The organism is Streptomyces sp. NPDC126497 (genome assembly GCF_040302425.1).
Classification (GTDB): Bacteria; Actinomycetota; Actinomycetes; order Streptomycetales; family Streptomycetaceae; genus Streptomyces.
This window is the reverse complement of sequence record NZ_JBEORT010000104.1, coordinates 1-25,910: the sequence shown is the minus strand read 5'-3', so window position 1 is coordinate 25,910 and position 25,910 is coordinate 1. Positions and strand designations below refer to the sequence as shown.

The 25,910-nt window shown below is 74.1% G+C and carries 18 protein-coding genes and 2 pseudogenes; 12 read left to right on the top strand and 8 right to left on the bottom strand.

The window, feature by feature from the left end; genetic code table 11:
* Both ABTY20_RS29740 and ABTY20_RS29735 read left to right on the top strand, forming a co-directional pair.
* Window positions 1–189: hypothetical protein (locus ABTY20_RS29740; protein ID WP_352000231.1), on the top strand; the 189-nt coding region annotated here is incomplete at its 5' end.
* A gap of 94 nt (window positions 190–283) precedes the next feature.
* A complete protein-coding gene (locus tag ABTY20_RS29735; protein WP_352000230.1) occupies window positions 284–1,081 on the top strand; it encodes a VOC family protein in 798 nt (265 codons plus the stop codon).
* Window positions 1,082–1,106: 25 nt separating this feature from the next.
* Here the strand turns inward: ABTY20_RS29735 and ABTY20_RS29730 are convergent, their stop codons facing one another.
* From ABTY20_RS29730 to ABTY20_RS29715, 4 genes and pseudogenes are all read right to left on the bottom strand, one after another.
* Window positions 1,107–1,496 (bottom strand): RidA family protein, encoded by a 390-nt coding sequence (locus tag ABTY20_RS29730; RefSeq protein ID WP_352000229.1) that lies wholly within the window; start codon window positions 1,494–1,496, stop codon window positions 1,107–1,109.
* Window positions 1,497–1,686: 190 nt separating this feature from the next.
* Window positions 1,687–2,337 carry a phosphoribosyltransferase gene (locus ABTY20_RS29725; RefSeq protein WP_352000228.1) on the bottom strand — a complete coding sequence of 217 codons (651 nt, stop codon included), beginning with the start codon at window positions 2,335–2,337 and terminating at the stop codon, window positions 1,687–1,689.
* Between the two features lie 274 nt (window positions 2,338–2,611).
* Window positions 2,612–4,492, bottom strand: coding sequence for an ATP-binding cassette domain-containing protein (locus ABTY20_RS29720; RefSeq protein WP_352000227.1), 1,881 nt, complete (start codon window positions 4,490–4,492; stop codon window positions 2,612–2,614).
* A gap of 229 nt (window positions 4,493–4,721) precedes the next feature.
* Window positions 4,722–5,469, bottom strand: a pseudogene (locus tag ABTY20_RS29715) (SMP-30/gluconolactonase/LRE family protein); the annotation flags it as partial.
* Between ABTY20_RS29715 and ABTY20_RS29710 the strand changes: the two are divergent.
* Window positions 5,401–5,765: pseudogene (locus ABTY20_RS29710) on the top strand (nuclear transport factor 2 family protein). The pseudogenes ABTY20_RS29715 and ABTY20_RS29710 overlap by 69 nt on opposite strands.
* 28 nt (window positions 5,766–5,793) lie before the next feature.
* Here ABTY20_RS29710 and ligA read toward each other — a convergent pair.
* The gene (ligA, locus tag ABTY20_RS29705; RefSeq protein ID WP_352000226.1) at window positions 5,794–7,866 is read right to left on the bottom strand and encodes an NAD-dependent DNA ligase LigA; all 2,073 of its coding nucleotides are present in this window, start codon (window positions 7,864–7,866) and stop codon (window positions 5,794–5,796) included.
* A 119-nt stretch (window positions 7,867–7,985) separates the two neighbouring features.
* Between ligA and ABTY20_RS29700 the strand changes: the two genes are divergently transcribed.
* The 3 genes from ABTY20_RS29700 (at window position 7,986) to ABTY20_RS29690 (ending at window position 13,333) form a co-directional block, all read left to right on the top strand.
* Window positions 7,986–8,561 (top strand): TetR/AcrR family transcriptional regulator, encoded by a 576-nt coding sequence (locus ABTY20_RS29700; protein ID WP_352000225.1) that lies wholly within the window; start codon window positions 7,986–7,988, stop codon window positions 8,559–8,561.
* Window positions 8,562–8,607: 46 nt separating this feature from the next.
* Window positions 8,608–9,795, top strand: coding sequence for a GDSL-type esterase/lipase family protein (locus ABTY20_RS29695; protein WP_352000223.1), 1,188 nt, complete (start codon window positions 8,608–8,610; stop codon window positions 9,793–9,795).
* 265 nt (window positions 9,796–10,060) lie between these two features.
* Window positions 10,061–13,333: a LamG-like jellyroll fold domain-containing protein gene (locus ABTY20_RS29690; protein ID WP_352000221.1), complete on the top strand. Its 3,273-nt coding sequence runs from the start codon at window positions 10,061–10,063 to the stop codon at window positions 13,331–13,333.
* Between the two features lie 149 nt (window positions 13,334–13,482).
* Here ABTY20_RS29690 and ABTY20_RS29685 read toward each other — a convergent pair whose 3' ends face one another.
* Window positions 13,483–14,514, bottom strand: coding sequence for a LacI family DNA-binding transcriptional regulator (locus ABTY20_RS29685; RefSeq protein WP_352000219.1), 1,032 nt, complete (start codon window positions 14,512–14,514; stop codon window positions 13,483–13,485).
* A 291-nt stretch (window positions 14,515–14,805) separates the two neighbouring features.
* Here ABTY20_RS29685 and ABTY20_RS29680 point away from each other — a divergent pair, with 291 nt between their 5' ends.
* A complete protein-coding gene (locus ABTY20_RS29680) occupies window positions 14,806–15,996 on the top strand; it encodes an MFS transporter (protein ID WP_352000218.1) in 1,191 nt (396 codons plus the stop codon).
* Between the two features lie 50 nt (window positions 15,997–16,046).
* Here ABTY20_RS29680 and ABTY20_RS29675 read toward each other — a convergent pair whose 3' ends face one another.
* On the bottom strand, window positions 16,047–16,877 hold the full coding sequence (locus ABTY20_RS29675) for an alpha/beta fold hydrolase (protein ID WP_352000216.1): 831 nt from the start codon (window positions 16,875–16,877) through the stop codon (window positions 16,047–16,049).
* 115 nt (window positions 16,878–16,992) lie between these two features.
* On the opposite strand from ABTY20_RS29675, the gene ABTY20_RS29670 reads away from it, so the two are divergent.
* A complete protein-coding gene (locus ABTY20_RS29670; RefSeq protein WP_352000214.1) occupies window positions 16,993–17,607 on the top strand; it encodes a DUF998 domain-containing protein in 615 nt (204 codons plus the stop codon).
* A gap of 130 nt (window positions 17,608–17,737) precedes the next feature.
* Here the strand turns inward: ABTY20_RS29670 and ABTY20_RS29665 are convergent, their stop codons facing one another.
* The gene (locus ABTY20_RS29665; RefSeq protein WP_352000212.1) at window positions 17,738–17,950 is read right to left on the bottom strand and encodes a hypothetical protein; all 213 of its coding nucleotides are present in this window, start codon (window positions 17,948–17,950) and stop codon (window positions 17,738–17,740) included.
* Window positions 17,951–18,167: 217 nt separating this feature from the next.
* Between ABTY20_RS29665 and ABTY20_RS29660 the strand changes: the two genes are divergently transcribed.
* The 4 genes from ABTY20_RS29660 to ABTY20_RS29645 all read left to right on the top strand — a co-directional run.
* Complete coding sequence (locus ABTY20_RS29660; RefSeq protein ID WP_352000210.1) at window positions 18,168–19,022, top strand: DUF4132 domain-containing protein; 855 nt, start codon at window positions 18,168–18,170, stop codon at window positions 19,020–19,022.
* Window positions 19,019–24,067 carry a hypothetical protein gene (locus tag ABTY20_RS29655; protein WP_352000208.1) on the top strand — a complete coding sequence of 1,683 codons (5,049 nt, stop codon included), beginning with the start codon at window positions 19,019–19,021 and terminating at the stop codon, window positions 24,065–24,067. The genes ABTY20_RS29660 and ABTY20_RS29655 overlap by 4 nt, the downstream gene beginning before the upstream one ends.
* Window positions 24,068–24,102: 35 nt before the next feature.
* On the top strand, window positions 24,103–25,272 hold the full coding sequence (locus ABTY20_RS29650; protein ID WP_352000232.1) for an ATP-binding protein: 1,170 nt from the start codon (window positions 24,103–24,105) through the stop codon (window positions 25,270–25,272).
* 5 nt (window positions 25,273–25,277) lie between these two features.
* A partial coding sequence (locus ABTY20_RS29645; protein WP_352000206.1) for a DUF5682 family protein occupies window positions 25,278–25,910 on the top strand: 633 nt, incomplete at its 3' end.

The following is a 25,910-nucleotide window of genomic DNA, read 5'->3' as shown; positions in this document are numbered from 1 at the left end:
GCGCGCCTCCGGGCCCGGAACGCCGGGGGCAGGCTGTTCACGGCGGGGCGCGACGGCGTCACCCTGACGGCCGACGCCTGCAGCGGCGTCGACGGCACGCCGCGCCCCGCCCCGGTGGCCCTCAGCCCCTGCGGCAAGGAGCTCCGGGCCCTGGCCCCCTGCTCCCCACGGCGGCGCCATGGGGAGTGAGCCCCCGGGAACGCCCGGACGGCGAAGCCGGAGGGCGGGGGCCGGTACCCGGTGGCACGCTGAGGCCAAAGGGAACCAGCGAAAGGACACCGCGGTGATCACCACTGACTTCGCCCCCGGCTCGCCCTGCATGCTCGACCTCGGCACCCCCGACGTCCCTGCCGCCGCCGCCTTCTACGGCGCGGTCCTCGGCTGGGACTACGAGCCCATGGGGGACGGGGAGGACGTGGAGGGCGGCATGTTCCGCAAGGACGGCAGGATGGTCGCCGGGCTCGGCAGGCTCACCGAGGAAGGCGCCCGTCCGGCCTGGATGATCTACTACACCGTCGCCGACGCGGACGCGACGACCGGGGCCGTCGAACGTGCCGGGGGCACCGTGCGGGTACCGCCGATGGACATCGAGCAGTGGGGCCGGATGGCGCAGTACAGCGATCCGCTGGGCGGCCAGTTCGCCGTCTGGCAGCCAGGGGAGAGCAAGGGCGTCGACCTGGTGGACGAGCCGGGGTCACTGTGCTGGACCGAGTTGTACACCAGTGACGCGGCGGCCGCCAAGGAGTTCTACGGCGGTGTCCTCGGCTGGCGGTACAGCGACACGGAGATGCCGGGCGGCGGGGGCACGTACACCCTGATCACCCCGGCCGGACTGCCCGAGGAGCGGATGCACGGCGGCCTGCTGGAGGTCGGCGAGGAGGACCTCGCCCCGGCGGGCGGGCGGCCGTACTGGCACCCCGTCTTCGCCGTCGCCGACTGCGACGCCGCGGTCGCCCGGACCACCGGCGGCGGCGGCACCGTCCGGATGGGGCCGCAGGACGCGCAGGGCGTCGGCCGCCTCGCCGTCTGCCTGGACCCCTTCGGCGCGGACTTCGTGGTGCTCACCCCGGCCGAGGGCTGACGGCACGGGACGACGGGCCCTGCCGTCACCGCTCCGGTCGCTGCGCGTACACCTCTATCTCGATCTTCATACGGGGATCGGCGAGACCGCACACGAGCATGGTGGCGGCCGGCCGGACCTCGCCGAAACAGCGGCGCAGGACCGGCCAGCAGGGCTCGAAGTCGGCCCGGTCGGGCAGGATGTAGCGCACCCGCACCACGTCGGCGAAGGTGCACCCCGCCTCGGCCAGCGCGGCCCCGATGGTGCGCAGACACTGCTCGGCCTGCTCCACCACGTCGTCGGAGATCGTCATGGTGGTGTAGTCGAAACCGGTCGTCCCGGACACGTGCACCGCGTTCCCGTGGATCACGGCGCGGGCGTAGCCGATCTGCTCCTCGAACGTCGAGCCGCTGAGGACCGCACGTCGCTCTGTCATACGAGGGACGCTAGGGGGCCCGCATCGATACGTCCACTACCGCGAGCGGCACGACCTGATGTCTCCGGGCGTATGACGCGTCCCGGGCCACGCCCCCGGCACCGCCCGCACCCATGTCGCCGTCGCCCGGCGGGGGAAGGACCCGGATCGCTGGTCGCGAACCCGCTGACCCCCGCCGGTCGGGGGACGCCTAGGCCGGATGCAGTTCCCGCAGGGCGTCCAGTACCTCCTGGTCGGTGACCCGGTGGAAGTCCTCGTACCACTCGCCGACCGACCGCAGCCGCCGCGGCTGGTACAGGCAGACCACGTCGTCGGCCTCGTCCCGCAGCGCCGCGGCGGTCCCGTGACCGCACACCGGCACCGCCAGCGTCAGCCGCAGCGGACCGCCGCGCCGAAGGTGCCGCAGCGCCGCGCGGGCGGTGACCCCCGTGACCAGCCCGTCGTCCACGACCACGATGCTGTGACCGCTGATGTCCGGGGCCGGACGCCCGCCCCGGTAGACACCCTCCCGCCGGTGCAGCTCGACCCGTGCCCGGGCCACCTCGGCACCGAGCCTGTCCTCCGAGAGGCCCATGGCCCTCAGCCCCGTACGGTCGAAGACCGGGGGATCGTCACCGGCGATCGCCCCGACACTCACCCCGGGAGACCCGGGAACCCCGATCCTGCGGACCACCAGGACGTCCAGGGGCACCTGCATCGCCCGGGCGATTTCCGCCCCGACCGGGACGCCACCGCACGGCAGCGCCAGTACGGTCACATTCGCGAGATCGCCGCTGCTCGCCCACTCCAGCATCCTGACGGCCAGCTCCTGTCCGGCATGCGCCCGGCTTCGGAATCGCACGGCTCGCTCCCTTCCTCGGCCACCCGTGCCGGGTAACCGCCATCGCCCCGTCACTCACGTGCGGGCGTCACGACGGAACACGGAACGGATGCCGGGGCCCGCACGGGTGCGCGACGGCGTCCCCGCGGTCACGGCCGCGCCGGTCCGCACGCCGCTCGGCCCGTACCGGCTCCGGGCGGCAATCGCCGCGGTGCACGGCCGGGCCCTCCCGGGCGGCGCCGCCTCGGGACCCGTGCAGCCCGGCCGACGCCGTAGGCCGTGCGCGTGTCCGGTCTCAGCGGTCCTGGGACAGGTGCAGGAGGTCGGCGAAGGTACCGGCGGCATGGACCAGGTCGTCGTAGGTGCCCTGCTCGGTGATCCGGCCCCGCTCCATGACGACGATGTGGTCGGCGATCCTCGTGTTCTCCAGGCGGTGCGTGACGACGATGGTGATGCGGTCGCCGGAGATCGCCTTGATCCTCTCGAAGATGCCGTGTTCGCCGCGCGGATCCATCTGGGAGGTGGGCTCGTCCAGGATCAGCAGGGGCGGGCGGCGGTACAGGGCCCTGGAGCAGGCCAGGCGCTGCCACTGGCCGCCGGAGAGTTCGGCACCGCCGAAGATCTCACGGGCCAGCAGGGTGTCCAGACGGGCGGGCAGGTCCTCGACGGCCTCCCGCATCCCGACCGCCTCGACGGCCTCCCACACCTCCTGGTCGTCGAGGCTCCTCGGCTGCCCCAGCGTCACGTTCTCCCGCACCCGCAGCGGCCACTGGGCGAAGATCTGCGGCACCAGGCCGGTGCACGTCCACACCGTGGCCGGATCGGCGTGGGCGAGGTCGGTGCCGTCCCAGGTGACCCGGCCCTTGTCCGCGAGGTAGATGCCGGTGATCAGCCGGGTCAGGGTGCTCTTGCCGGAGCCGTTCACACCGACGACGGCGAGGATCTCCCCCCGCCGCAGGGTCAGCGAGACGCCGTCGACGGCGGGCTTGTCCTTGCCGGGGTACCGGTAGGTGACCTCGTCCAGCCGGATCTCCTCCACCGGCGCCCGGACGGCCTCCGGGCCCCGCTGGGGCGCCCGCGCGGCGGCGTCGTCGAAGAACGCCTGCATGTCGCTGAGGTACAGGCTGGTGTGGAACACCGCGGCGCCGTTGACGACGACCTGGGACAGGGCCGCCAGGGTCGTCTGGACCGCGACGACGGCCGTGGCGGCGACGGCCGGCGCGATCCGACCGGTGACGGCCAGCCAGGCGAGCATCCCCCAGGTCGCGGCCAGGAACGCCCCACCGGCGACGGAGGACACCAGTGCGATGCGCAGGGTCCGGGGAGCGGCGGCCAGGGAGCGCCGGTCGACCCGCTCCGACAGGGCGCGGTACCAGTACAGGAGGTAGTCGGTCATGCCGTTGGCGCGGACCTCGTCCGCGTACTTCGGCGTGGTCGCCCACCAGCGGGTCATCCCGCGTACGTTGCGGTCCGCGACGTTCGCGTAGTGGATCTCGTAGTCGACGCGCGCGGTGAGGACGGCCCCCACGCCGGCCGGGGCCACGGCCAGCAGGAGCAGCGGCAGCATCAGGGGGTTGAGCACGGACAGGACGCCGCCGGCCGTGACCATCCTGATCAGCGCGGCCATGAAGCGCTGGGCGTCCATGACCATGACGTGCGTGCGCATCACGCCCATCTCGGCCGCTTCCTGGCGGTCGGAGAAGCCGTCCGTCGCGTAGGCCTCGGCCTCCACCCGGCAGACGGCCTCGACCAGCGTCGAGTCGGTCTCCGTGGTCAGCCGGGGCGTGATCCGCCGTTCGGCGTACATGGCCAGGGCCTCCGACGCGCGGGTGACGGCGCTCGCCGCCGCGACGACGACGAGTGCCCCGAGCGCCTCGCGCAGGCGGTCCGCGACCGTTCCCGTGCCGAGGAGCGGGCCCATCGCCCGGGCCGTGGCCGCCAGCAGCACCGCCGCCGACACACCCGTGACCAGCTGACAGGTGAGGAGCAGGACCACGGCCCGACGGTCGGTCCGCCACGCCATGGCGGTGATCCGGCGCAGTACGGAGGGGAGTTGGGAACACAGGGAGCGGAAGCCGACCTGACCGAGCGGGTTGACGGAGTAGTGGCCGGAGTAGGTGATCTCGGCGGGCGGCGGGGGTGGGACGGCGCGGCTGCTCTTGTGGGTCAAGGGCATTTCTCCCTGCCTGGTCGATGGCGCGAGGACGACGGCACGGGACTCAACGAGGCAGGGAGCGATATCGAACACAGGTGTTTCGGACGAAGCGGATTCCGCGCGGGGGCGCGGTGCCCGGGGGTGGGAGAAGCACCGGTCCTTGGGCGGTGGGGGTCCGTGCGCGGGCCCGAGTGGCCGAAACGCCGACCGTCGATGCCTGTGCGACGCATGGGGTTCCCGTACCGCCCGTTCAGAGGCGCGGAGCCCCGGTCACCGGCGTCACCAGGGAGTACGGGGAGGTCGGCGGCGGGGATGAACAGGCGGTTGTTCTTCGGTCCGCCGAAGACGCTGTCGGGGACGGGCTCGGGCACGAGCAGCTTCCCGATGAGGGTGCCGTCGGGGTCGTGGCGGTGCACGCCGTCGTCGAGGGCGGCGGCCCGCAGACGGCCCTCGTCGTCGAAGCGGATGGTGTCGAAGCGGACCCCGCCTCGGCCCTCGGCGAAGACCTCGCCGAGGGCCGAGGGGCCGTCCTCGCGGATGTCGTACGCGTGGATCCGGGCGGCCCGGGAGCCGGAGACGTACAGCCGGCTCCCGTCGGGGGACGGGACGACCCCGCTGGGGCCCTCGAACCCGTCCGCGGCGAGGTGGACGTCCCCCGACAGCGGGTCGCTCCGGTACAGGTTGCACGCGCCGATCCCCGGCTCGGTGCGATGGCCCTCGTAGTCGCTGGTGATGCCGAAGTCCGGGTCGGAGAACCAGATCATGCCGTCGGAGCGTATGACGGAGTCGTTCGGGCTGTTGAGCCGCTTGTCGTCGTACCGGTCGGCGAGGACGGTCACGGTGCCGTCCGGTTCGGTGCGGGTCACCCGGCGGTCGCCCTGCTCGCAGGCGACCGGGCGGCCCTGCCGGTCGACGGTGTCGCCGTCGCTGTGACCGGCCGGGGTGCGGAAGACGCCGACCGTGCCGGTGGCCCCGTCCCGGCGCAGGATGCGGTCGTCGCCGGCAACCCCGCCGTTGCGTGGAACCGCCCGCGGTCCACCGCCGCCGAATGCGCGGCCCGGCTCACGGAGTCGACGGAGCACACCGTGCCCGAGGACGCGCGCGCCCGCGTCGGCACCCTCCTCGTCGACGGGAGGGACGCGGTCCTGACGGGGCACGTGCCGGGGACGGTACGGGCGACGGGCCGGTCCTTCCGGGGCCCGTCGCCCTGCGCCTCACCGTGGAGGGCGGCCGGATCACCCGGCACCACCTCTACGAGGACAGGCTGTCCGTCGCCGGGGCCTGCGCCCCCTGACGGGCGGGCACGGGCCCCGGCGGCCGGCTCAGTCGAGGAGTTCGGCGACCAGGGCGGCGAACTCCTCGGGGGTGGCGAGACGGATGCCGAGCTGTTCGGCCTTCGCGCGCTTGGAACCGGCCCCCTCGCCCGCGACCACGAGGGTGGTCTTCTTGGAGACGCCGGAGGAGGAGCGCCCGCCGGCCCGCTCGACGAGTTCGTTCATCTCGTTGCGGGAGAGCTTCTCCAGCTTCCCGGTCATCGCGCCGGTGACCACCACCGTCATCCCGGCCAGCGGGCCGCCCTCGGCCGGGGCGTCGTCCTCGGCCCCGGCGGGCGGCGGCGGAGTGGCCCCGGGCTCCGTCATGTTGACGCCGACGGCGGCGAGCTTGTCGATGAGCGGCGCCAGTTCGGCCAGCTCCGCGACGATCGACGGCGCCTTCTCCGCCCCGATGCCGTCGACCCGCTGCATGGCGTCGGCGTCGGCCGCGCGGATGTGGTCCATGGTGGCGAAGTGACGGGCGATGCGCCGGGACATGGACCTCCCCGTGCCCCGCACGCCCAGCGCGCACAGCACCCGCGACAGCGGCTGCCCCTTGGCCTTGGCGAGCGCGACGAGCAGGTTGTCGGTGCTGGTCTCGCCCATCCGCTCCAGGGTGAGCAACTGCTCGCGCCGCAGGGTGAAGAGGTCGGCGAGATCGGCCACCAGGCCCGCCTCGACGAGCTGCACCACGCGGGTGACGCCCAGACCCTCGATGTCGAGCTGGTCGCGGCCCGCCGCGTAGGCGAGGGACGCCACCAGGTGGCAGTTGCGGCCCTGCGCGCACCGCCAGCGCTCCTCACCGGTGTCGATGTCCGAACCGCAGCGCGGACACTGCGCCGGGAACTCGATCGGCCGCTCCTCACCCGTCCGCAGATGGGCCACCGGCGCCTCGATGCGGGGGATGACGTCGCCCGCCCGGTGGACCATGACGTGGTCGCCCAGGCGCAGGTCGCGGCGGGTGATGTCGGCCGGGTTGTGCAGGGTGGCGTAGGTGATGGTGGAGCCGTCGATGACGACCGGTTCGAGGACGCCGCGCGGGGCGATGATGCCCGTACGGCCGACGTTCCACTCCACCTCCAGCAGCCGGGTGATCTTCTCCACGGCCGGCAGCTTGTAGGCGATCGCCCAGCGCGGCGCGCGGGAGCCGGAGCCCGCGGCCCGCCGGTCCTCGGCGAGGTCGGCCTTGACGACGATCCCGTCGATGCCGAACGGCAGCTCGGCGCGGACCGCGGCGATCTCCTTCACCCGGTCCAGGACCTCCTCGGCGGTCTCGGCGACGACGTCCGGGACGGCGGTCCGGGCGCTGGTGTGCACCCCGAGGCCGTCGGCCAGCGCCATCAGTTCGCTGTGCGCGAGCTCGTTCAGCTTCTCGGCGAGGACGGGGTCGGTGTCGGGCAGTGGCAGCAGACCGTAGCCGAAGAACGTCATCGGAACCGTGTAGAGGCGCTCCTTCGCCCGCAGCGTGCCCGCGGCCGCGTTGCGCGGGTTGGCGAACGGCTGCCCGCCGTGCGAGGTGCGCACCTCGTTGGCGTGCGCGAACTGGGCGGCCGTCATGAGGACTTCGCCGCGCACCTCCACGGTGACCGGCTCGTCCAGCTTCTCGGGCAGCCCCTCGACGGTGCCGATCGCGTGCGAGACGTCCTCCCCGGCCGTCCCGTCCCCGCGGGTGATCAGCCGGGTGAGGCGGCCGTCGCGGTACCGGGCGGCGATCGCGAGCCCGTCCAGCTTCGGACCCACGCTGAAGCGCGTCGCCCCACGGCCGGTACGGCGCGCGAGGGACGCGGTCCAGGCGGTGAACTCCTCCGCGGAGAACACGTTGTCCAGACTGAGCATCGGCACCGTGTGCGGCACGTCGCCCTCCACCGCGCCACCGGCGACCTTCCCGGTGGGGGAGTCGGGCAGTATCCCGTCGGGATGCTCCGCCTCCCAGTCGGCGATCCCGCGCACCAGCCGGTCGTACGCGTCGTCGTCCAGCGGCGAGGTACCGCCCTCGTAATAGGCGGCGGCCGCGCGCACGGCGTCCCCGACCGCCTGCGCGTAGGCGGCGGAGTCCACGATCACTGCTGCAGGTGTTGTCATGCGCCGCATCCTGCCGCCCACCACTGACAGCGGGGTCCGCCGGTGATCACGGGCGCCACCTGTTTGCCTAAAGGCATTAGGCACATGCATAATCGATTTAGCCGAGTATGAGGATGGTCATGGCAGCCCGCGTAGGACTCACCGCCGAACGCCTGACCCGGGCGGGGGCCGAACTCGCCGACGAGGTCGGCTTCGACCGGGTGACCGTCTCGGAGCTCGCCCGGCGCTTCGACGTCAAGGTGGCGAGTCTGTACTCCCACGTGAAGAACTCCCAGGACCTCAGGACGCGGATCGCGCTGCTCGCCCTGGAGGAACTCGCCGACCGCGCCGCCGACGCCCTGGCCGGCCGGGCCGGCAAGGACGCCCTGACCGCGCTGGCGAACGTCTACCGCGACTACGCGCGGGAGCATCCGGGACGCTACGCGGCGGCCCAGTTCCGGCTCGGCCCGGAGGCGGCCGCGGCCAGTGCGGGCGTACGGCACGCGCAGATGACCCGGGCCCTCCTGCGCGGCTACGACCTGACGGAACCGGACCGGACCCACGCGGTGCGCCTGCTGGGCAGTGTCTTCCACGGCTACATCAGCCTCGAGATGGGCGGCGGGTTCAGCCACAGCGCCCCCGACACACAGGAGACCTGGACCCGCGTCCTCGACGCACTCGACGCCCTCCTGCGCCATTGGCCGCCCGCGCCCTGACGGCCCGTCCCCGCCCCACCCGTACCCCCGACGGACGGACCCAGACATGCCCTCCGCACCCCTCGCCCGGATCACCACCCCCATCACCGCGGACCTCGTGCGCGGCGCCCTCGAGCTGGAGCAGACGGCGAACGGCCTCCTGCCGCACCGTCTGCCCGCCCGGGCGCGCGCCCAGTGCGCCGACGGACAGCTCGCCATGGCGGAGTCCCAGCCCTCCGGCGTACGCCTGGTCTTCCGCACCCGGGCGACCGTCGTCGAGCTCGGCACGCTGCCCACCAAGCGCGTCTACGTGGGCGCCCCGCCCCGCCCGGACGGCCTCTACGACCTGGTCGTCGACGGACGGCCGGCCGGTCGGGCGTCCGCGACCGGCGGCAACACGGTGACCATCGACATGAGCACCGGGAACGCCGAGCTCAACGCCGGACCCGCGGGCACCGTCCGGTTCGCCGGACTGTCCGACGCCGACAAGACCGTGGAGATCTGGCTGCCGCACAACGAGCTCACCGAACTCGTCGCCCTGCGCACCGACGCCCCGGTGGAGCCGGCGCCCGCCTCCGGCCGCCGGACCTGGCTGCACCACGGCAGCTCCATCAGCCACGGCTCCGACGCGGCGAGCCCCACCACCACCTGGCCCGCGCTCGCGGCGGCGGCGGGCGGTGTGGAACTGGTCAACCTCGGCTTCGGCGGCAGCGCCCTGCTCGACCCGTTCGTCGCCCGGACCCTGCGCGACACGCCGGCCGACCTGATCAGCGTCAAGATCGGCATCAACCTCGTCAACACCGACCTGATGCGGCTGCGGGCCTTCGCCCCGGCCGTCCACGGCTTCCTGGACACCATCCGGGACGGCCACCCCGAGACCCCGCTGCTGGTCGTCTCGCCGATCCTGTGCCCCATCCACGAGGACACACCCGGTCCCACGGCCTTCGACCTCAGCCACCTCGACGAGGGACGGCTGCTGTTCACCGCCGCCGGCGATCCCGAGGAGCGGGCCGAGGGCAAGCTGACGCTGAACGTCGTCCGCGACGAGCTCGAGCGCCTCGTGGCGGCGCGGGCGGCGGACGACCCGAACCTGCACCACCTCGACGGCCGCGCCCTCTACGGCGAGGCGGACCACGCCGAACTCCCGCTGCCCGACCGGCTGCACCCGGACGCGGCCGCCCACCGCCGGATCGGTGAACGCTTCGCCGCCCACGCCTTCGCGGCCGGCGGTCCGTTCGCCGACGCCAGGAGCTGAGCGGGCGTGCGCCGCCCGCCCCGGCCCACCCGGGGCGGGCGGCGCACCGGTCGCTCCTGCCGGCCGCCGGGCGGAGGCCATCTCCCTTCGTGGCGGCCCGTGTTGACGGTCAGCCATCTCTGCGCAAAGCCTGGACAGTCGTCGCACCCCGTGTTGTCATTCCGCTGCACACCGGATTTCCAACGTTGGAAGAACTCCCGGCGGAGCCGACGGCCGCCCTCGTTCCGCCGTGGCCCATGCCCCCCCCAGCGCGAGGAAGGGTTCGATGACCAGACAACTCACCCGCCCGAAATCCAGATGGTGGGCCGTGCTGAGCGTGACGGCCCTGCTCCTGTCCACGGGCGCCCTGGCGCCCGCCGCGACGGCCGCGGCACCGGCTGCCGACGGCGCGTTTGCCGCCCGGGCCGCGGACGCCGACGTGAAGGTGCACGGGCTGAAGGGCGAGTACTTCCGCATGTCGGCGCCGGGCGCCCGGGACTTCGCCGAGCTCGGCGGCGCCCAGCTCGAGCCGCAGATCAACTTCGCCGGTCTGACCGGCACGTTCGAGGAGCTCACCGGGCGGACGGAGCACACCACCGCCCGCTGGACAGGCCGGATCGAGGTCCCGAAGACCGACGACTACACCTTCCACGCCATCGGCGACAACGGCTTTCGGCTGTTCGTCGACGGCGAGCCGGTCATCGACCACTGGGAGCCCGACTGGGACCGCGAGCAGACCGGTGCCCCGGTCAGGCTGACCGCGGGCACGTCCTACGACTTCCGCCTGGAGATGTTCCAGGACTTCGGCGGGTCGAACATGTACCTGCGCTGGTCGACGCCGACGCTCGCCAAGCAGCTCGTGCCGATGACGGCGTTCACCCCGCCCGCCGACTTCGAGGTCTACCCGGTCGAACTGACCGTGGGACAGGACGGACGAAAGCTGCGGGCCCGTTTCGACGGCCGGGTGAGTAACCTCGCGGGGGTGGCGGAGCACCTGAAGGTGGAGGCCGACACCACCGCCATGCCGGTCGAGTCGGTGAAGGCCGTCCCCGGCGACCGCACCTCCCTCGTGGTCACCCTCTCCGAGGCGATCCAGAAGGACCAGGCGGTCCGGGTCGTCTACGACGGCGAGGGCGGCCTCGAGGCCGGCGGCGAGACCGTCCCCCGGATCGCCCGCTACGCCGAGAACGTCTCCACCCACCGCCTCACCACACCGTGGGGCGACAAGGTGGACAGGAACGACCCGCTGCCGGAGTACCCGCGTCCCCAGCAGGTGCGCGCGCGGTGGAAGAACCTCAACGGACCCTGGCAGTTCAGCGCCGCGAAGGCGGGCCAGGAGCCCGTCTTCGGCGAGAACCTCGACGAGAAGATCATCGTGCCGTTCCCGGTCGAGTCGCAGCTCTCCGGGATCGAGCGGCACGAGGACCACATGTTCTACCGCAAGCTCGTGGACGTGCCGAAGAACTGGAAGGTGGGCAAGAGCGGCAAGGACCGGCTCAAGCTGAACTTCGGCGCCGTCGACTACCGGGCCCGCGTCTGGGTGAACGGCCGCAAGGTCGCCGAGCACACCGGCGGCTACGACGCCTTCAGCGCCGACATCACCGACGCGCTCAGGAGCGAGGGCCCCCAGGAGATCGTCGTCGCGGTCACCGACACCGGCGGCGCCGACCAGCCGCTGGGCAAGCAGTCCACCCGCCCCGGCGGCATCTGGTACACCCAGTCCTCCGGCATCTGGCAGACCGTGTGGATGGAGCCGGTCGCCGCGACGTCCATTGACAACGTCGTCACCACGCCCGACATCGACACCGGGACCCTGGCGGTGACCGTCGGGTCCGCCGGCGCGTCCGACGAGGCGCGCGTCGAGGCGGTGGCCCGCGACCACCGCGGCAAGGTCGTCGGCAGGGTGACCGGGCCGGCCGACGGGCAACTGCGGCTGCCGGTGGCCGGCCAGCGCCTGTGGAGCCCGGACGACCCCTACCTGTACGACCTCGACATCACGCTGAAGGACGGCAGGTCCACCGACACCGTCGAAAGCTACTTCGGCATGCGGAAGATCGGCATCGAGGACGTGGGCGGCTACAGGAAGCTCGTCCTCAACGGCAAGCCCGTCTTCTCCCTCGCCACCCTGGACCAGGGCTTCTGGCCCGACGGGCTCTACACCGCTCCCAGCGACGACGCCCTGGCGTTCGACCTGAAGGCGCACAAGCGGCTCGGCTTCAACGCGGTCCGCAAGCACATCAAGGTGGAGTCGCCCCGGTGGTTCTACCACGCGGACCGGCTCGGCCTGCTGGTCTGGCAGGACTTCGTGTCCGGCGACATCACCCAGGAGACCGGCCGGAAGGCCTTCGTCGACCAGGGCCGGGAGATGATGCGCCAGCACCACAACTCACCCGCCGTCATCGGCTGGATCGTCTTCAACGAGGGCTGGGGCGAGTGGAGCCGCGAGGAGACCGGCAAGCTGGCCGACGCCGTGAAGGCCGCCGACCCCTCCCGCGTCGTCAACGCCCACAGCGGTGTCAACTGCTGCAACAGCAAGGGTGACTCGGGCAGGGGCGACATCATCGACCACCACGACTACACCAACGAGGACCCGCCCTTCCCGGACCACCGCGCGGCCATGGACGGCGAGCACGGCGGGTTCACCCTGCGCACCCCGGGGCACATGTGGCCCGGCCCGCCGACCGTCATCTACAGCGGCGTGGACAGCAAGGAGGCGCTGACCCGCAGGTACGTGGAGAACACCGAGAAGTTCTACCTCGACCAGGCCGGCGCCGAGCTGTCCGGCTCGGTGTACACGCAGATCACCGACCTGGAGAACGAGCTCAACGGCCTCTACACCTACGACCGCAGGGAGATCAAGGTCGACCCGGCGCGGGTGCGCGAGGTCAACCTGAAGGTGCTCGCGGCCGGCGCCGCGGCGGGCCAGCGGGCACGGCTCGAGGGCGGCGGCCACTGGTCCCTCGACGAGGGCACCGGCACCACCGCGAAGGACGACGGCCCGAACGGCAAGGCGCTGAACCTCACCGAGGGCGCCACCTGGACCACCGGGGTGAGCGGCGGCGCGCTGAAGTTCGACGGGCAAAACCAGTTCGCCGAGACCGACGGGCCGGTGCTCGACACCACCGGCAGCTACACGGTCTCCGCCTGGGTCACCCTCGACGCGCTGCCGGGCAACTACGCCACCGCCGTCAGCCAGGACGGACGGCGCCAGGCGAGCCCGTTCTACCTGCAGTACGGGCAGGGCGCGTTCGCCTTCAGCACCCCCGACGGCAAGCGGGCGCGCCTGGAGACCCGGCCCGAACCGGGCCGCTGGTACCACCTGGTCGGCGTGCGGGACGACGCCACCAACCGGATCACGCTCTACGTCGACGGCAGGGAGGCGGCGACCGTCACGGGCGGTCCCGACTACGTCGGCTCCGGGTCCCTCGCGGTCGGCCGCGCTCAGTGGAACGGTGACGACACCGACTTCTGGAACGGATCCGTGGACGAGGTCCACGCCTACGACAAGGTGCTCACCGCCGAGGAGGTGACCGCCCTCTACGAGGTGGAGAAGCCGTAACCCCACGGCGAGGAGGGGGCGGGCGCCACGGCGCGCGCCCCCTCCTCCCGGACCGCCGCCGGGAAGAGCCGCCGCACAGTGGCGCCCCGGCCGCCGTGACGCCGCCCGAACGCGTCGGCAGCGCCCCGGAGGGGCACGCGCCCGGCGTCTCAGGCGTGCGTCGGCTTCCCCGCCGCGGGACGCCCCAGCGTGCTCTCCCGTTCGACGAGTCGGTGGCCCGCCCGGATGCGGCGCGGCTGCGGCGCCCGGTCGTCGAGGCGGGCGAGCACCGACTCCACCGCCAGCCGGCCGATGGCGGCCTTGTCCGGCGACACGGAGGTGAGCGTGACCGCCCCGAAACGTCCCTCGATCACGTCGTCGAAGCCGACGACGGCGATGTCCTCCGGTACCCGCAGACCCCGTTCGTGCAGCACCCGCATCGCCCCGATCGCCATCGGGTCGTTGTAGGCGAACACCGCGTCGGGCCGCCGGCCGCTGTCCAGGATGTGATCCATGGCCAGCGCTCCGTCGGCGTGTCCCCAGCCGTCGGTGGCGGCGACGAGCCCCTCGTCGGGCGACAGCCCGGCCGCGGTGAGCTCCTCGCGCCAGCCGCGCACCCGCAGTTGCGCCGGCTCGCTGCGTCCGCGCCGGGCCCCGATGAACGCCACCTCCCGGCGTCCCAGGCCGATCAGGTGCCGGACGGCGGCGCGTGCGGCGGCCACGTTGTCGATGGCGATGTGGTCGTACGGCAGGTCGTAGTCCCGCTCGCCGAGCAGCACCAGCGGCACGTCCTGGGCGCGGCCGCGCAGGTCCTCGGCCTCCAGCTCGATGGGGCTGAGGATGAGTCCGTCGATGACCCGGGCCCGGAAGCCCTGGCTCACCAGCAGCTCCTGCTCGCGCATGCCCCCGGTGTGGTCGAGCAGCACGATGTAGTCGTGCTCGGACGCGGCGTCGATGACGGAGGCGGCCAGTTCGGCGAAGTAGGGGTTCCCGAGCTCGGGCAGGGCGAGCGCGATGATGCCCGTACGTCCCTTCCTCAGATGCCTGGCGGCGAGGTTGGGCCGGTAGCCGAGCGTGTCGATGGACCGCTGCACACGCTCGCGCATGGCCGGGGTGACGTGCCGGTAGTTGTTCACCACGTTGGAGACGGTCTTGATGGAGACCCCCGCGTGCGCGGCGACGTCCTTGAGGCTGACCCGCACGGCAATCCCTTCGTGAGCGGTCCGACCCGGTGGGTCGGTGTGGGTGCGTGCCGTCACCATGAGCCGTGCGCCGAGCCGCCGGGTCCAATTTTTACAACGTTATACACGTTGTTCCGGGACGCTGACAAGGCGTGAACGGGGCGTGGCCGGGACGGCCCGGCGCCGATGACCCCGCCGGTCCCCTCCGGCGGCACGTCGCGAAGTCGGTGGCGACGTCCGGTCCGGGCGGTCGGTGACCCCCGGTGGCGTGCCGGAGGGGACCCCGGCCGGCTGAGGCGTTAGCGTCGGGGCATGGCCGGTGATCGCCGCGGATGGCGGGTGTGTCTGCTCGGCGGTGCGGTGTTCGCGGTGTGCATGACCGGCACCACGCTGCCGACCCCGCTCTACCCCCTGTACCAGGAGAAGTTCGGCTTCTCCGAGCTGACGGTCACCGTCGTGTACGCGGTGTACGCCTTCGCGGTCATCGGGGTGCTGCTGCTGGCCGGCAACGCCTCGGACGCCGTGGGCAGGCGGCCGGTGCTGCTGTGGGGCCTGGGCTGCGCGGCCGCGAGCGCCGTCTGCTTCCTGTGCGCCACCGCCCCGGGCTGGCTGTACGCCGGGCGGCTGCTGTCGGGGCTCTCCGCCGGACTGTTCACCGGCGCGGCCACGGCCTACGTCATGGAGTCGGCGCCGCCCGGCGGAACGTCCCGGGCCACGTTCGTCGCCACCGCCGTCAACATGGGCGGTCTCGGCTGCGGCCCGCTGCTCGCCGGCCTCCTCGCCCAGTACGCGCCCTGGCCGCTGTACCTGCCGTTCGCCGTGCACCTCGCCCTGGTGGCCTGCTCGACCGCCGTCCTGCTGCGGCTCCCGGAGACCGTGGCGGAGCGCCGCCCGCTGAGGACCGTACGGCCGCAGCGGCCGGGGGTGCCGGCGCGGGTGCGACCGGTGTTCGGCCCGGCGGCGACCGCCTCCTTCGTGGGTTTCGCGCTGTTCGGCGTGTTCACCTCCGTCAGCCCGGCCTTCCTCGCGCGATCCCTGGACGTCACCGGTCACGCCGTGAGCGGGCTGGTGGTGGCGCTGGCCTTCTTCGCCTCGACCGGCGGGCAGCCGGCCGCCGGCCGGACCGGCCCGGTCAGGTCGCTGCCGCTGGGGTGCGCCGGACTCCTCGTCGGGCTGGCGCTGCTCGCGGCCGCGCTGCACCGGGACCTGCTGGCGCTGGTGGTGCTCAGCGCGGTCACCGGAGGATTCGGCCAGGGGCTCGCGTTCCGCGGTGCGCTGTCCGCGGTGAGCGGGGCGTCCCCCTCGGACCGGCGTGCGGCGGTGATCTCGACGCTCTTCGTGGTGGCGTACCTCGGCATCTCGGTGCCGGTCATCGGTGTCGGGCTGCTGACCGGCCCGATGGGCCTGGAAGGCGCGGGACTGGTGTTCATCGCCTGCATGGGAGCCCTCGTCGTCGCCGCGGCCGGCTACCTCCTGCGCCGGCCGGTGCCTGCGGGGACGTGAACGCCGTCCGTGCGCGACGGCCGTGCGCCGGGCGGACGACCGGACCACGCCTACGCCGCGATGAACTCCAGGATGTCGCGGTTGAGGACGTCCGGACGGGTCGACAGCATGCCGTGGGGGTACCCCTCGTAGGTCTTCAGGGTGCCGTTCTTGAGCAGCTTGACCGCCAGCGGGGCGGAGTCCTCGTAGGGGACGATCTGGTCGTCGGTGCCGTGCGCGACGAGGACCGGGACGTCGATCCTCCGGAGGTCCTCGGTGAAGTCGGTCTCGGAGAACGCCTTGATGCACTCGTAGTGGGCGTTCGCCGCGCCCATCATGCCCTGGCGCCACCAGTTGTCGATCAGGCCCTGGGAGACCTCCGCGCCGGGCCGGTTGAACCCGTAGAACGGGCCCGACGGCACGTCGATGTAGAACTGCGCGCGGTTGGCGGCCAGGGCCGCGCGGAACCCGTCGAAGACCTCGATCGGCAGACCGCCGGGATTGCTGTCGGACTTGACCATGACCGGGGGGACCGCGCCGACCAGCACCGCCTTCGCGACCCGGCCCGGCTCGGCCCGCGCGACGTACCGCGCGACCTCGCCGCCGCCGGTCGAGTGTCCGACGTGCACGGCCCCGCGGAGATCGAGGGCGCCGGTCAGCGCCGCCACGTCCGCGGCGTAGGTGTCCATCTCGTGGCCGGTCGAGGTCTGGTCGGAGCGCCCGTGACCACGCCGGTCGTGAGCGATCACCCGGTAGCCGTGGGAGAGGAAGAACACCATCTGGCTGTCCCAGTCGTCGGCGCTGAGCGGCCACCCGTGGTGGAAGACGATCGGCTGCCCCTCGCGCGGACCCCAGTCCTTGTAGAAGATGGCCGTGCCGTCGGGGGTGGTGACCGTTCCCATGGGTGATCCCTCCGCGTGAACCGGATCGACGGCACTCACCCTACGCCCGGGCCCGGCACACCTCATCTCCAAAACGTCCGCGGACGAGGGGTTGGGCACCCCTTATGGTGATCCGATGCTGCTCGTACCGAGATGGGTTCTCTTCTCCTCGGGGTGTGCGCCCGTCCTGCTGACCGGGGGCTGGGTGATCGCGGGGTCGCTGGAGGGGCCCGCCTACGACCCCGCGTCTCAGACGATCAGTGTCCTGGCGGCCTACGGTGCCGCCGGGTCCCGGGTGATGACCGCCGTGTTCCTCGCCCTGGGCGCCTGCCACCTGCTCACCGCCTGGGGGCTGCGGGCGGCGGCGACGGCCGGACGCGTGGCGCTGGCCGGCGGAGGGGCCGCGGCGCTCGCGGTGGCGCTGCTGCCGGTGCCGAGCAGCGGGGGGTCGCTGCGCCACGGGGCGGCGGCCGCGGCCGGATTCGCGCTCCTGGCCCTGTGGCCGCTGCTGGCCGCCGGCCGGGGCGGTGCCGCTCCCTGGGCGCTGCGGCCGGCGGTCTCGTCCGTGGCGACCGCCTCGATGGTCGTCGGTGCCGCGTGGTTCCTCGTCGAGATGCACCGTCAGGGCATGGCGGGGGTCGCCGAACGGGTGGTGACGACCCTTCAGTCCCTCTGGCCCTTCGTGGTCGTCGTCTCCTGTCTCCGTCATGTCGCGGGCGACGGCGGACCGCCCGCGGGTCGGGCGGGCTGACGGGGGACCGGTGAGGTGCGGTCCGCCGGGCGGCCGGCCCGGTGCCGCCGGGATCGGCCCGCGGCGACCGCTGCCCGGCCCGGTCCATGGCCGGCCTCGGCGCGGGCGACCGGGCCCCGCCGGAGCCGGATCAGCGCTCGCGCTCCAGGACGCGGCGGGCCGCCTCGGCCTCCGCCGCCGACGGGGACAACTCGTCGAGGGAGTCGAGTTCGGTGTCGGCCTCCAGTTCCCGTTCCCAGGCCGCCGCCAGCCGTTCCTGCTCCTCGCGGGGTCTGTCGCCGACGGCGTCCCGGTGGTGGGGGTCCAGGGCCGCGAGGAACCGTCCGACCGGGTCCATGGGCATGCCGTGCTCCTTGTCGCTCGGAAGGGGCCGCGCTACCGGTCCAGGATGGCCAGCCGGCCCCGGGGCGGCGGCCCGACACGGCCTGTGACCACCCCGATGGCCCCGCTCCCGGTGCCCGGGCGCACCCCGGGAGCGCTGCCGTCGGCCCGGACCCCCGTTGTCAGTGGCTTGATCTAGTGTTCCCGTCACTTGATCACTGCGGGTGCGGGAGGCACGCATGGGGTGGGTGTCGGCAGGCGGCTACGAAGTCGCCCTCGACGACGGCAGGGTGGTGTGCCGCAACGCGGCCGGACGGCGGCTGAAGTCCGTGCCGTCCAAGATCGCCGATGATCCCGCGGTGGTGGGGCTGCGCCGGCTCACCGAGTGGCTGGAGCGGCACGAGCGGCAGTGCCTGGCCGACGTGGAGCGGTGGATGGTGCGCTCGCTGCCGGTGCCGTTCGAGGTGCTGGCGCGGGTGTGGCCGGACCCCGCCTGGCGGGCCGCCCTCCGCGACGTGGTGGTCACCGGCGAGGACGGCGCGGTGGCCGGATTCCTGCGGGACGCCGACCCCGAGCGCGGCCTCGGCCTGGTCGACCTCGACGGCGACACCGTCCGCCTCACCCCCGGCCTGGTCCGCCTGCCGCACCCCGTGCTCCTCGACGACCTGGAGGAGCTGCGGGAGTTCGCCGTCGAGCTCGGCGTCGAGCAGCGTGCCCCACAGCTGTTCCGAGAGGTCTGGCACCGGCCCGCGGCACTCGACGCCGAGGCCGCCTCCGTCGAGGACTACGCGGGCGGAGCCTTCAAGGAGCTGAGGTTCCTGCACGGTCGCGCGACCCAGCTGGGCTACCGCGTGCGCGGCGGCCACGCGGTGTGCTCCGTCGTGGAGGACGGCCGCGCCGTCGAGGCCCGCGTGTGGGTCGGTGACTACGACGGCTACGAGGAGACGGAGACCGGCCCCCTGGTCTTCACCGACCCGGCCGGCCGGGTGCTGAGGCTCGGCCTGGTCGGGCCGGTGGCCTGGTCGGAGGGCATGCGCATGGCGGCCGCGCTGTACGCCGGACGCGACATCGAGGACGAGGAGCGTGCGGCATGACGACGTACGACGGATTCACGTACGACGGGACCACCTCCGCCGCGCTGCTCGACGCCGGCGCCGTACTGCCCCCGGGCACCACCGACCGGGAGGACGCCGACGTCCTCACCGTCCGCACGTACACGCACACCGCGCTGGACGGACGGAAGGTCGTGCGGCTGGTGCCGGGCACGCTGGGCGAGGCGGAGGACCTCGCCCTGGACTTCCTCGGACTGGTCCGCGAGCCGGAGACCCGCGAGGTGGGGCAGGTGCGCCGGGAGACCCTCGGCTTCCCCGCGTGGGCGCTGGTCAACGACCCGGCGAACGGGCACCACGCGCTGGCGCTGGTCAAGGACGTCGAGCGGCTCGCCCGGCAGGCCAAGTCCCGCCCCGGCACCGCGAAGGAGGGCTTCGAGGCGCTCGGCGAGCGGCTCGGCCGGGCCGTGCCGCACTTCCTGCCCACCTTCTACGAGCAGGCCGCCCGCGTCTTCCTCCAGCACGAGAACACCACCTACGCGGCGGCGTTCTTCGGCAAGGCCCGCGAGGCGGAGCGGGTGCACGCGCTGACCGTGGACGAGGAGCGGCAACGGGCCGTGTTCCTGGAGTTCGCCTTCGCCGGGGCGCTGACGGTCAAGGCGCTCAAGGAACACGTGAGGGCGCTCGCGGCGCGGCTCGACCCTGCCGAGGCCTGGGCGCAGTTCCGGCAGCTCACCGTGGAACGCTGCGCGGCCGGCATGCCGCCCTACGCGTCCCTGCCCCAGGACGCCCGCGTCCTGATCAAGGCCGCGGGCCTGCACCGGGTCACCGAGGAGTGCGCCCTGGTCGCGGACCTGATCGCGTCGCCCGCGGCGGTCCGCGCCCCCGCCTCCTTCTGGAACACCTACCGGGCCACGCTCGTCGTCCTCGCCGAACAGCGGCCCGCCGTGCGCGGCCGGCTGCTGGAGATCATGCCGGCCGGTCTCGGCCGCTCCACCGAGGACGACGAGTCCTGGCTGACGCTGCTCGCCGAGACCGGCGCCGACCGGCTGCTCACGGGCGAGGACGGGACTGCGGACGCGGTCGACGCGGCGGACTGGCTCAGCCGCTGGGCCCTGCACCGCAAGCACGGCGGCACGGTCAGCGGCCGTTCGCCGGCCACCCTCGCGCTCGTGGAGCGCATGGCTCCGCGTCTGCGCGCCCAGGGCCGGCCCGTCGACCTCTTCACCGGCCGCTGGCGCGCCGGCGCCGATCTCGACCTGCTCGACCTCTGCATGGCGCAGGACGTGCCGCTGGCCCGGCCCGGGACCGGCACGGACGTCCACCTCGACCTCGGCCGGTGGCTGGAGGACACCCGGTCCGGACGGCGCGACCTGACGGCCGTCGCGGCGGACCGGCTCGGCCGCCGCATGCTCCGCGACGCCGTCGGCAACCACCACGACCACCACCGCCCGCGCACCGGCCGGGGGACGTTGGAGGGAATCGCCGGCCACCCCGTGCTCGCCGACGTGCTCCGCGAGTGGCTGGACGACGCCGCCGGCGAGCTGGACGGCGCGGCCGGTCTGGCGGCCGCCCGCGCGGCGTTCGGACGGCTGAGCCCGTTCCGCGCGATCGCCGCACGGATCAGCCCGGAGGCCGTCGCCCGGACCGCCGCGCTCGACGTCGCACCACTGCTCGGCAACACCCTGCGCGCCGGCCTCCCCGACGAACTGGGCTGGCCCGCCCTCGACGAGGCGCTGCGCCGGCTCGACGCCGGGACCCGCCGCGGCGGCGAGGACACCCTCGCCGTCCACGAGTCCTGGCCTGCCCTGATCCTCTCCCGCCGGCACAAGGTGATCGTCGTGGGACCGCGGGACGTCCTGCTGGAGCACGACCTGCGGCTGCCCGTCGAACTGGACCGCTGGCAGCGGCCGTCGTTCCGCTACACCGACGGCGAACTGCTGGTGGTGTGGCGGCAGGGCGACAAGCAGTACGGCTACTGGTCGGCCCGCCCGGCCGAGGTGTTCCCGCTGGGCGGCGAGAAGCTCCCGCACTGGTACGGCGGCGACGCCGGCGAGACCTCGATCCCCCTGCCGGACGGCGGACGGGCCACCGGCGGACGCGCCCTGCACGCCGGCGACACGGTCCTGCCGCCCGCGCGCCGCCTCCTCGGGGACGGCACCTCGTACTGGCGCCAGGGACGGCAGGGGACGCGGCAGGTGTGGCTCGAGTACGACCCGGCCACCGGCACGCACGGGCGTGCCTCGCTGCCCGCGTTCCTGCGGTCCGGCATCCGCGACGGCGCCGCCCTGCTCCAGCAGCACTGCGCCGTACTGCCCCTGCAGCCCGGCCTGGAGGACAGCCCGTTCGGCACGGACGGCACGGTCCTCGGCCGCTGGGTGCGCACCGAGGGCGACGGCGAGGAGGCCCGCACCACCGTCGGCACGCCGGACGGCCGGACCGTCACCCTGCCGACGGCGCCCGGACGGACACCGGGCGTCCCGGTCGGCGCCCTGCGACTGCCCGGCGGCGTCGAGCCCCTGGTCGTCGCCCACCACCGTCAGGTCGTCCTGTACACGGCCGACGACACCACCGGCATGCGGGAACTGGGCCGGCTGACGCCGCTGGAGCGCGGCGGCGAGTTCGCCGCCGGCACGCGGCTCGTGCCGCCGGTCGACTTCTGGCACGCGCTGCGGCCGCGCGACGAGAACGCCTCGGCGCTCCTGCGGGCCCTGAGCGACGAGCAGGCCGGGGAACTGCTGCGCGCCGGCGCGCAGGCGCTGGCCGAGCGGCAGGCGAGGATCGCGGAGGCGGCCCCGGCCGCCTCCGCACAGGCCGCCGGTGCGGGGGGCACCACCGGCAAGCCCTCCGTCCCCACCGCCGACACGGTGGTGCGGGAGGCCGTCTCCCGCGTCCTGCCCGCCCTCACCGAGCCGCACCTGCTCACCGGTGTCGCCGCCCTCGTGCACGCGGTGCTGCGCCTGGCGGCGTCCGTCGCCACCTTCGTCACGCCTCCGGCCGAGCGGCCCCGGACGGAACGCAGGCGCACCGAGGGCATGTTCGCCGACCACAGCCCCGAGGACGGCGACGACCGGACGCTGCGCGAGGCGACCTCCGGCCTCGCCGAGCTGCACGGCTGGTGGGGCGGCGGACAGAGCTGGAGCACCCTGCGGCAGATCCGTGCCGTGAACCACGTCCTGTCCGGCAGGCCCGCCGACGGCAGGCCCCTGCCCGCGTCGTCCCGGTCCACCGGGGCCGCCGACGGGTGGCGCAGCGACGAGTTCACCGTCCCCGGTATCGGCGCGGTGTGGCCCTGCGTGCTCGACGCACTGCGCCCGCTCGCCTACCGCGCCGCCTCACCCACCCTGACGGAGCCGCACCGCCGGGCCCTGCTCCTGCTGTTCGAGGCGATCACGGAGGGCCCGCTGGCCGCACCCGGGGGCGCGCTGCGCGAGGTGGTGCTGAGCGAGCCGCACGACAAGCAGGAGCGCGTCGGCCAGGTGCTGCGCCGGGAGGGCCGCACCGTCGTCGTCCTCGGCTGCCGGAACGTCGACCACCACACCGGACGGGTCGACTGGCTGGCCCTGGACCACGATCCGGCCGGTGTCTTCGGCGCCGTCGCGCACTTCACGCTGGAACGGGAGACCGCGCACCCGCCGGTGTTCCCGGCGGAGGAGCTGGCCGCCGTGACCGCTCTGATCCGGGACAAGGGCGCCGCGCCCTGGCAGCCGGAAGCGCCCGCCGCCCTGACCGCCGCGACGAGGGACGGGCTGGGCCCGGTGCAGGCGGCCCTGCTGCTCGCCGGGAAGCCGCCGCAGCTCACCGACGAGGTGATCGCCGCCACCGGCCTGAAGCCGCGCCAGAAGGAACTCGGCGACACGCTGCTGGGCTCGCTGGAGCCCGGCGACCGGCTGGCGCTGATCGGCGCGCTGCTCCCCGGGAACCCCGCCGACCTGTGGACCGCCGGACCGGACACGGACGCGGCGGGCCGCGTGTGGGCCGAGCGCCTCGACGGGGTCGTGCGCCTGCCCGAGGACCTCGCCGGGGAGCTCTCCCTGGCAGGGCTCCCCACCGGCGCCGCCGAGGAGGTGCTCAACCCGCACCGCACCCCCTGGATCAGCCGCACCACCGTGCAGCGGCCCGACGAGAACGGCAACCTCGTGGCGGAGGACCCCGGGGCCGTACCCGGCCGGTACGACCTGACGCGCGCCGTGGCCGCCCTGGCCGGGCTCGCCTACTCCCTGCCGTACGGACACCCCCTGCGCGCCGTCCTGCCCGCAGGCCTCGCCGCGCTGCGCCGCCGCGTCGCGGACCCCGCACTGCTGCTCGACCTCGGCCTGGAGTGGACCGAGAAGGGCACGTCGACCGCGGCCGAGCTGCGCAAGGCCTACGGACTGCCCGCCACCGGCGGCGCCGACGCGCACGGACTGACACCCGTCGGCGAGGCGCTGGTGCTGCGCCCCTGGTACGGGGACCAGGAGGCCGTCCTGGTCCGCACCAGCGCCCTCACCGCGGTGGACGACCCCCTGTTCGGACTGATCGAGGGAATCGTCGGATCCGGGCGGCGCGACGGCGTGCAGGCGCTGCGGACCGTCCTGGGCGACGAACTCGCCCGCGCCCTCGCGGCCGGAACGGACCCCGCGGGACCCACCGGCTACGCCCAGGACCCCGCCCTCAGCGTGCCCGGCCTGGTCGCCGAGGTCGCCGGGACCCACGGCCTGGGCGAGGACGCGGCGGCGCTCTACCTGCAACTGCTGGCCCTGCCCGACCCGACGGACCGCAACCGCGCCCGCTGGACGGGCTGGAAGCCCGCCCGCGCCAAGAAGGCCCGTGCCGAACTGGCGGCCACCGGCCTGGTCGTCGAGGCGAAGCGGGCCCGCGCCGGACGCACCCTCTTCCTGCCGTGCGGCTGGCTCGACCTGAAGTCGCCGGCCCGGCCGGTGGAGATCTGGAAGCGGGGCCTCTACCCGGTCCACGACCGCTCCCACGCGGTACCCCTGCTGCCGGTGCCCGAACTGTTCACGCGCGCCTGGGACCGCGTCCGCGCCGGCGACGCACCCGCCTACGAGGAACTCACCACCCGCGCCACCCGCAAGGGCCGCCGCCGATGACCACCGTCCACCCGCACCCGGAAGAACCCGCGCCGATGACCACCGCCCCGTCCCCCTCCCCGGCCCGCCAGATCGTCCCGCCCGAGGACCGGTACGCCACCGAACTCGCCTTCCTCGCCGCGTACGACGACGGGCCGCGCCCGCCCGCCTGGCGGCTCAGCCCGCGCGCGGTCGTCACGTTCGTCCTGGGCAGCGGCGGCCGGGCCCTGAAGCTCCCCGACGGCGCCGGGGCACCCGACGGAGTCCCGCACCGCCTGGTGATCGAGGACAAGTTCGTCGGCGACCGGGCACTGGTCGAGCGGTGCGTGGTGACCCTCGCCGGCGAGCGCGGCCTGCTGCTCGTCGGCGAGCCCGGCACCGCCAAGTCGATGCTGTCGGAGCTGCTCTCCGCCGCCGTGTGCGGCACCAGCGGCCTGGTGGTGCAGGGCACCGCCGGGACCACCGAGGACCAGCTCAAGTACGGCTGGAACTACGCGCTGCTGCTGGCCCAGGGCCCCACCCGGCAGGCGCTCGTGCCGTCCCCCGTCCTGACCGCCATGTCCCGGGGCGCGATCGCCCGCGTCGAGGAGGTCACCCGCTGCCTGCCCGAAGTGCAGGACGCACTGGTGTCGTTGCTCTCCGAACGGCGCATCGCCGTACCCGAACTGGCCGGCACCGAGGACGCGCTGGCGCACGCGGCACCCGGTTTCAACCTCATCGCCACCGCCAACCTCCGCGACAAGGGCGTCTCCGAGATGTCCGCGGCCCTCAAGCGCCGCTTCAACTTCGAGACCGTCGGCCCCATCGGCGACCTCGACGCCGAGACCGCGCTGGTGCGCGGCCGGGCGCGGGCGTCCGTGGAGCGCGCCGGGGCGCCGTTCCAGGTCGACGACGCCGTGCTGGAGGCACTGGTCACCGCCTTCCGGGACCTGCGCGAGGGCCGCTCGGCGGAGGGCTGGGAGGTGGAACGGCCGTCGACGGTGATGAGCACCGCCGAGGCCGTGTCCGTCGCCGGCGCGCTCGCCCTCGCGGCGGCCTACTTCCCGGGCGACCGCGACGTCCTCGGACTGCTGCCCGGCCATCTGCTCGGCGTGGTCCGCAAGGACGACCCCGCCGACGCCGCCCGGCTGCGCGGCTACTGGGACGGTCCCGTCCGGCGCCGTGCCGAGCAGGGCTCCGCCACCTGGCGCACCCTGTGGGACCTGCGCACGGTGCTGGAGGGCTGACGGCCGTGTCCCTGTTCCACGGGGCCGCCGCCCCGGACGGCCCGCCCGCCTCGCCCGAGGAGGCGCTCGCCGCCCTCACCGGCCCGTCCGCGCCCTACCTCGTCGGCGTACGGCACCACGCGCCCTCCCTGGCCGCCGCCGTGCCCGCGCTGCTGGACGGGGCGGAGCCGGAGGTGCTGCTCGTCGAACTGCCCGCGGAGACGCAGCCGTGGCTTGCCTGGCTGGGGCACGAGGAGACCCGGGCCCCGGTGGCGCTCGCCGCCGCCCCCGCCGAGGGCGGCGACGGGGGACCGGCCTTCTACCCGTTCGCCGACTTCTCGCCCGAACTGGCCGCCGTGCGCTGGGCCGTCCGGCACGGCGTACCGGTGGTCGCCTGCGACCTGCCGCTCGCCGACCGCGCCCGGGCCGACGGACGCCGGGCCACGGGGACGGGGGCCGGCGGACCCGGTCTCGCCACCGCGCTGCGGACCCGGCTGACGGGCCGCCCCGGCGACGACCTCTGGGACCGGCTCGTCGAGGCGACCGCCCCCGGCTCCCCGCCCGAGGCGCTGCGCCGGGCCGCCCTGCTCACCGGGTGGGCCCTGCGCGAGGACGCGGTCGCCTCGGGCGGCGTACCGGAGCTGGACCTGCGGCGCGAG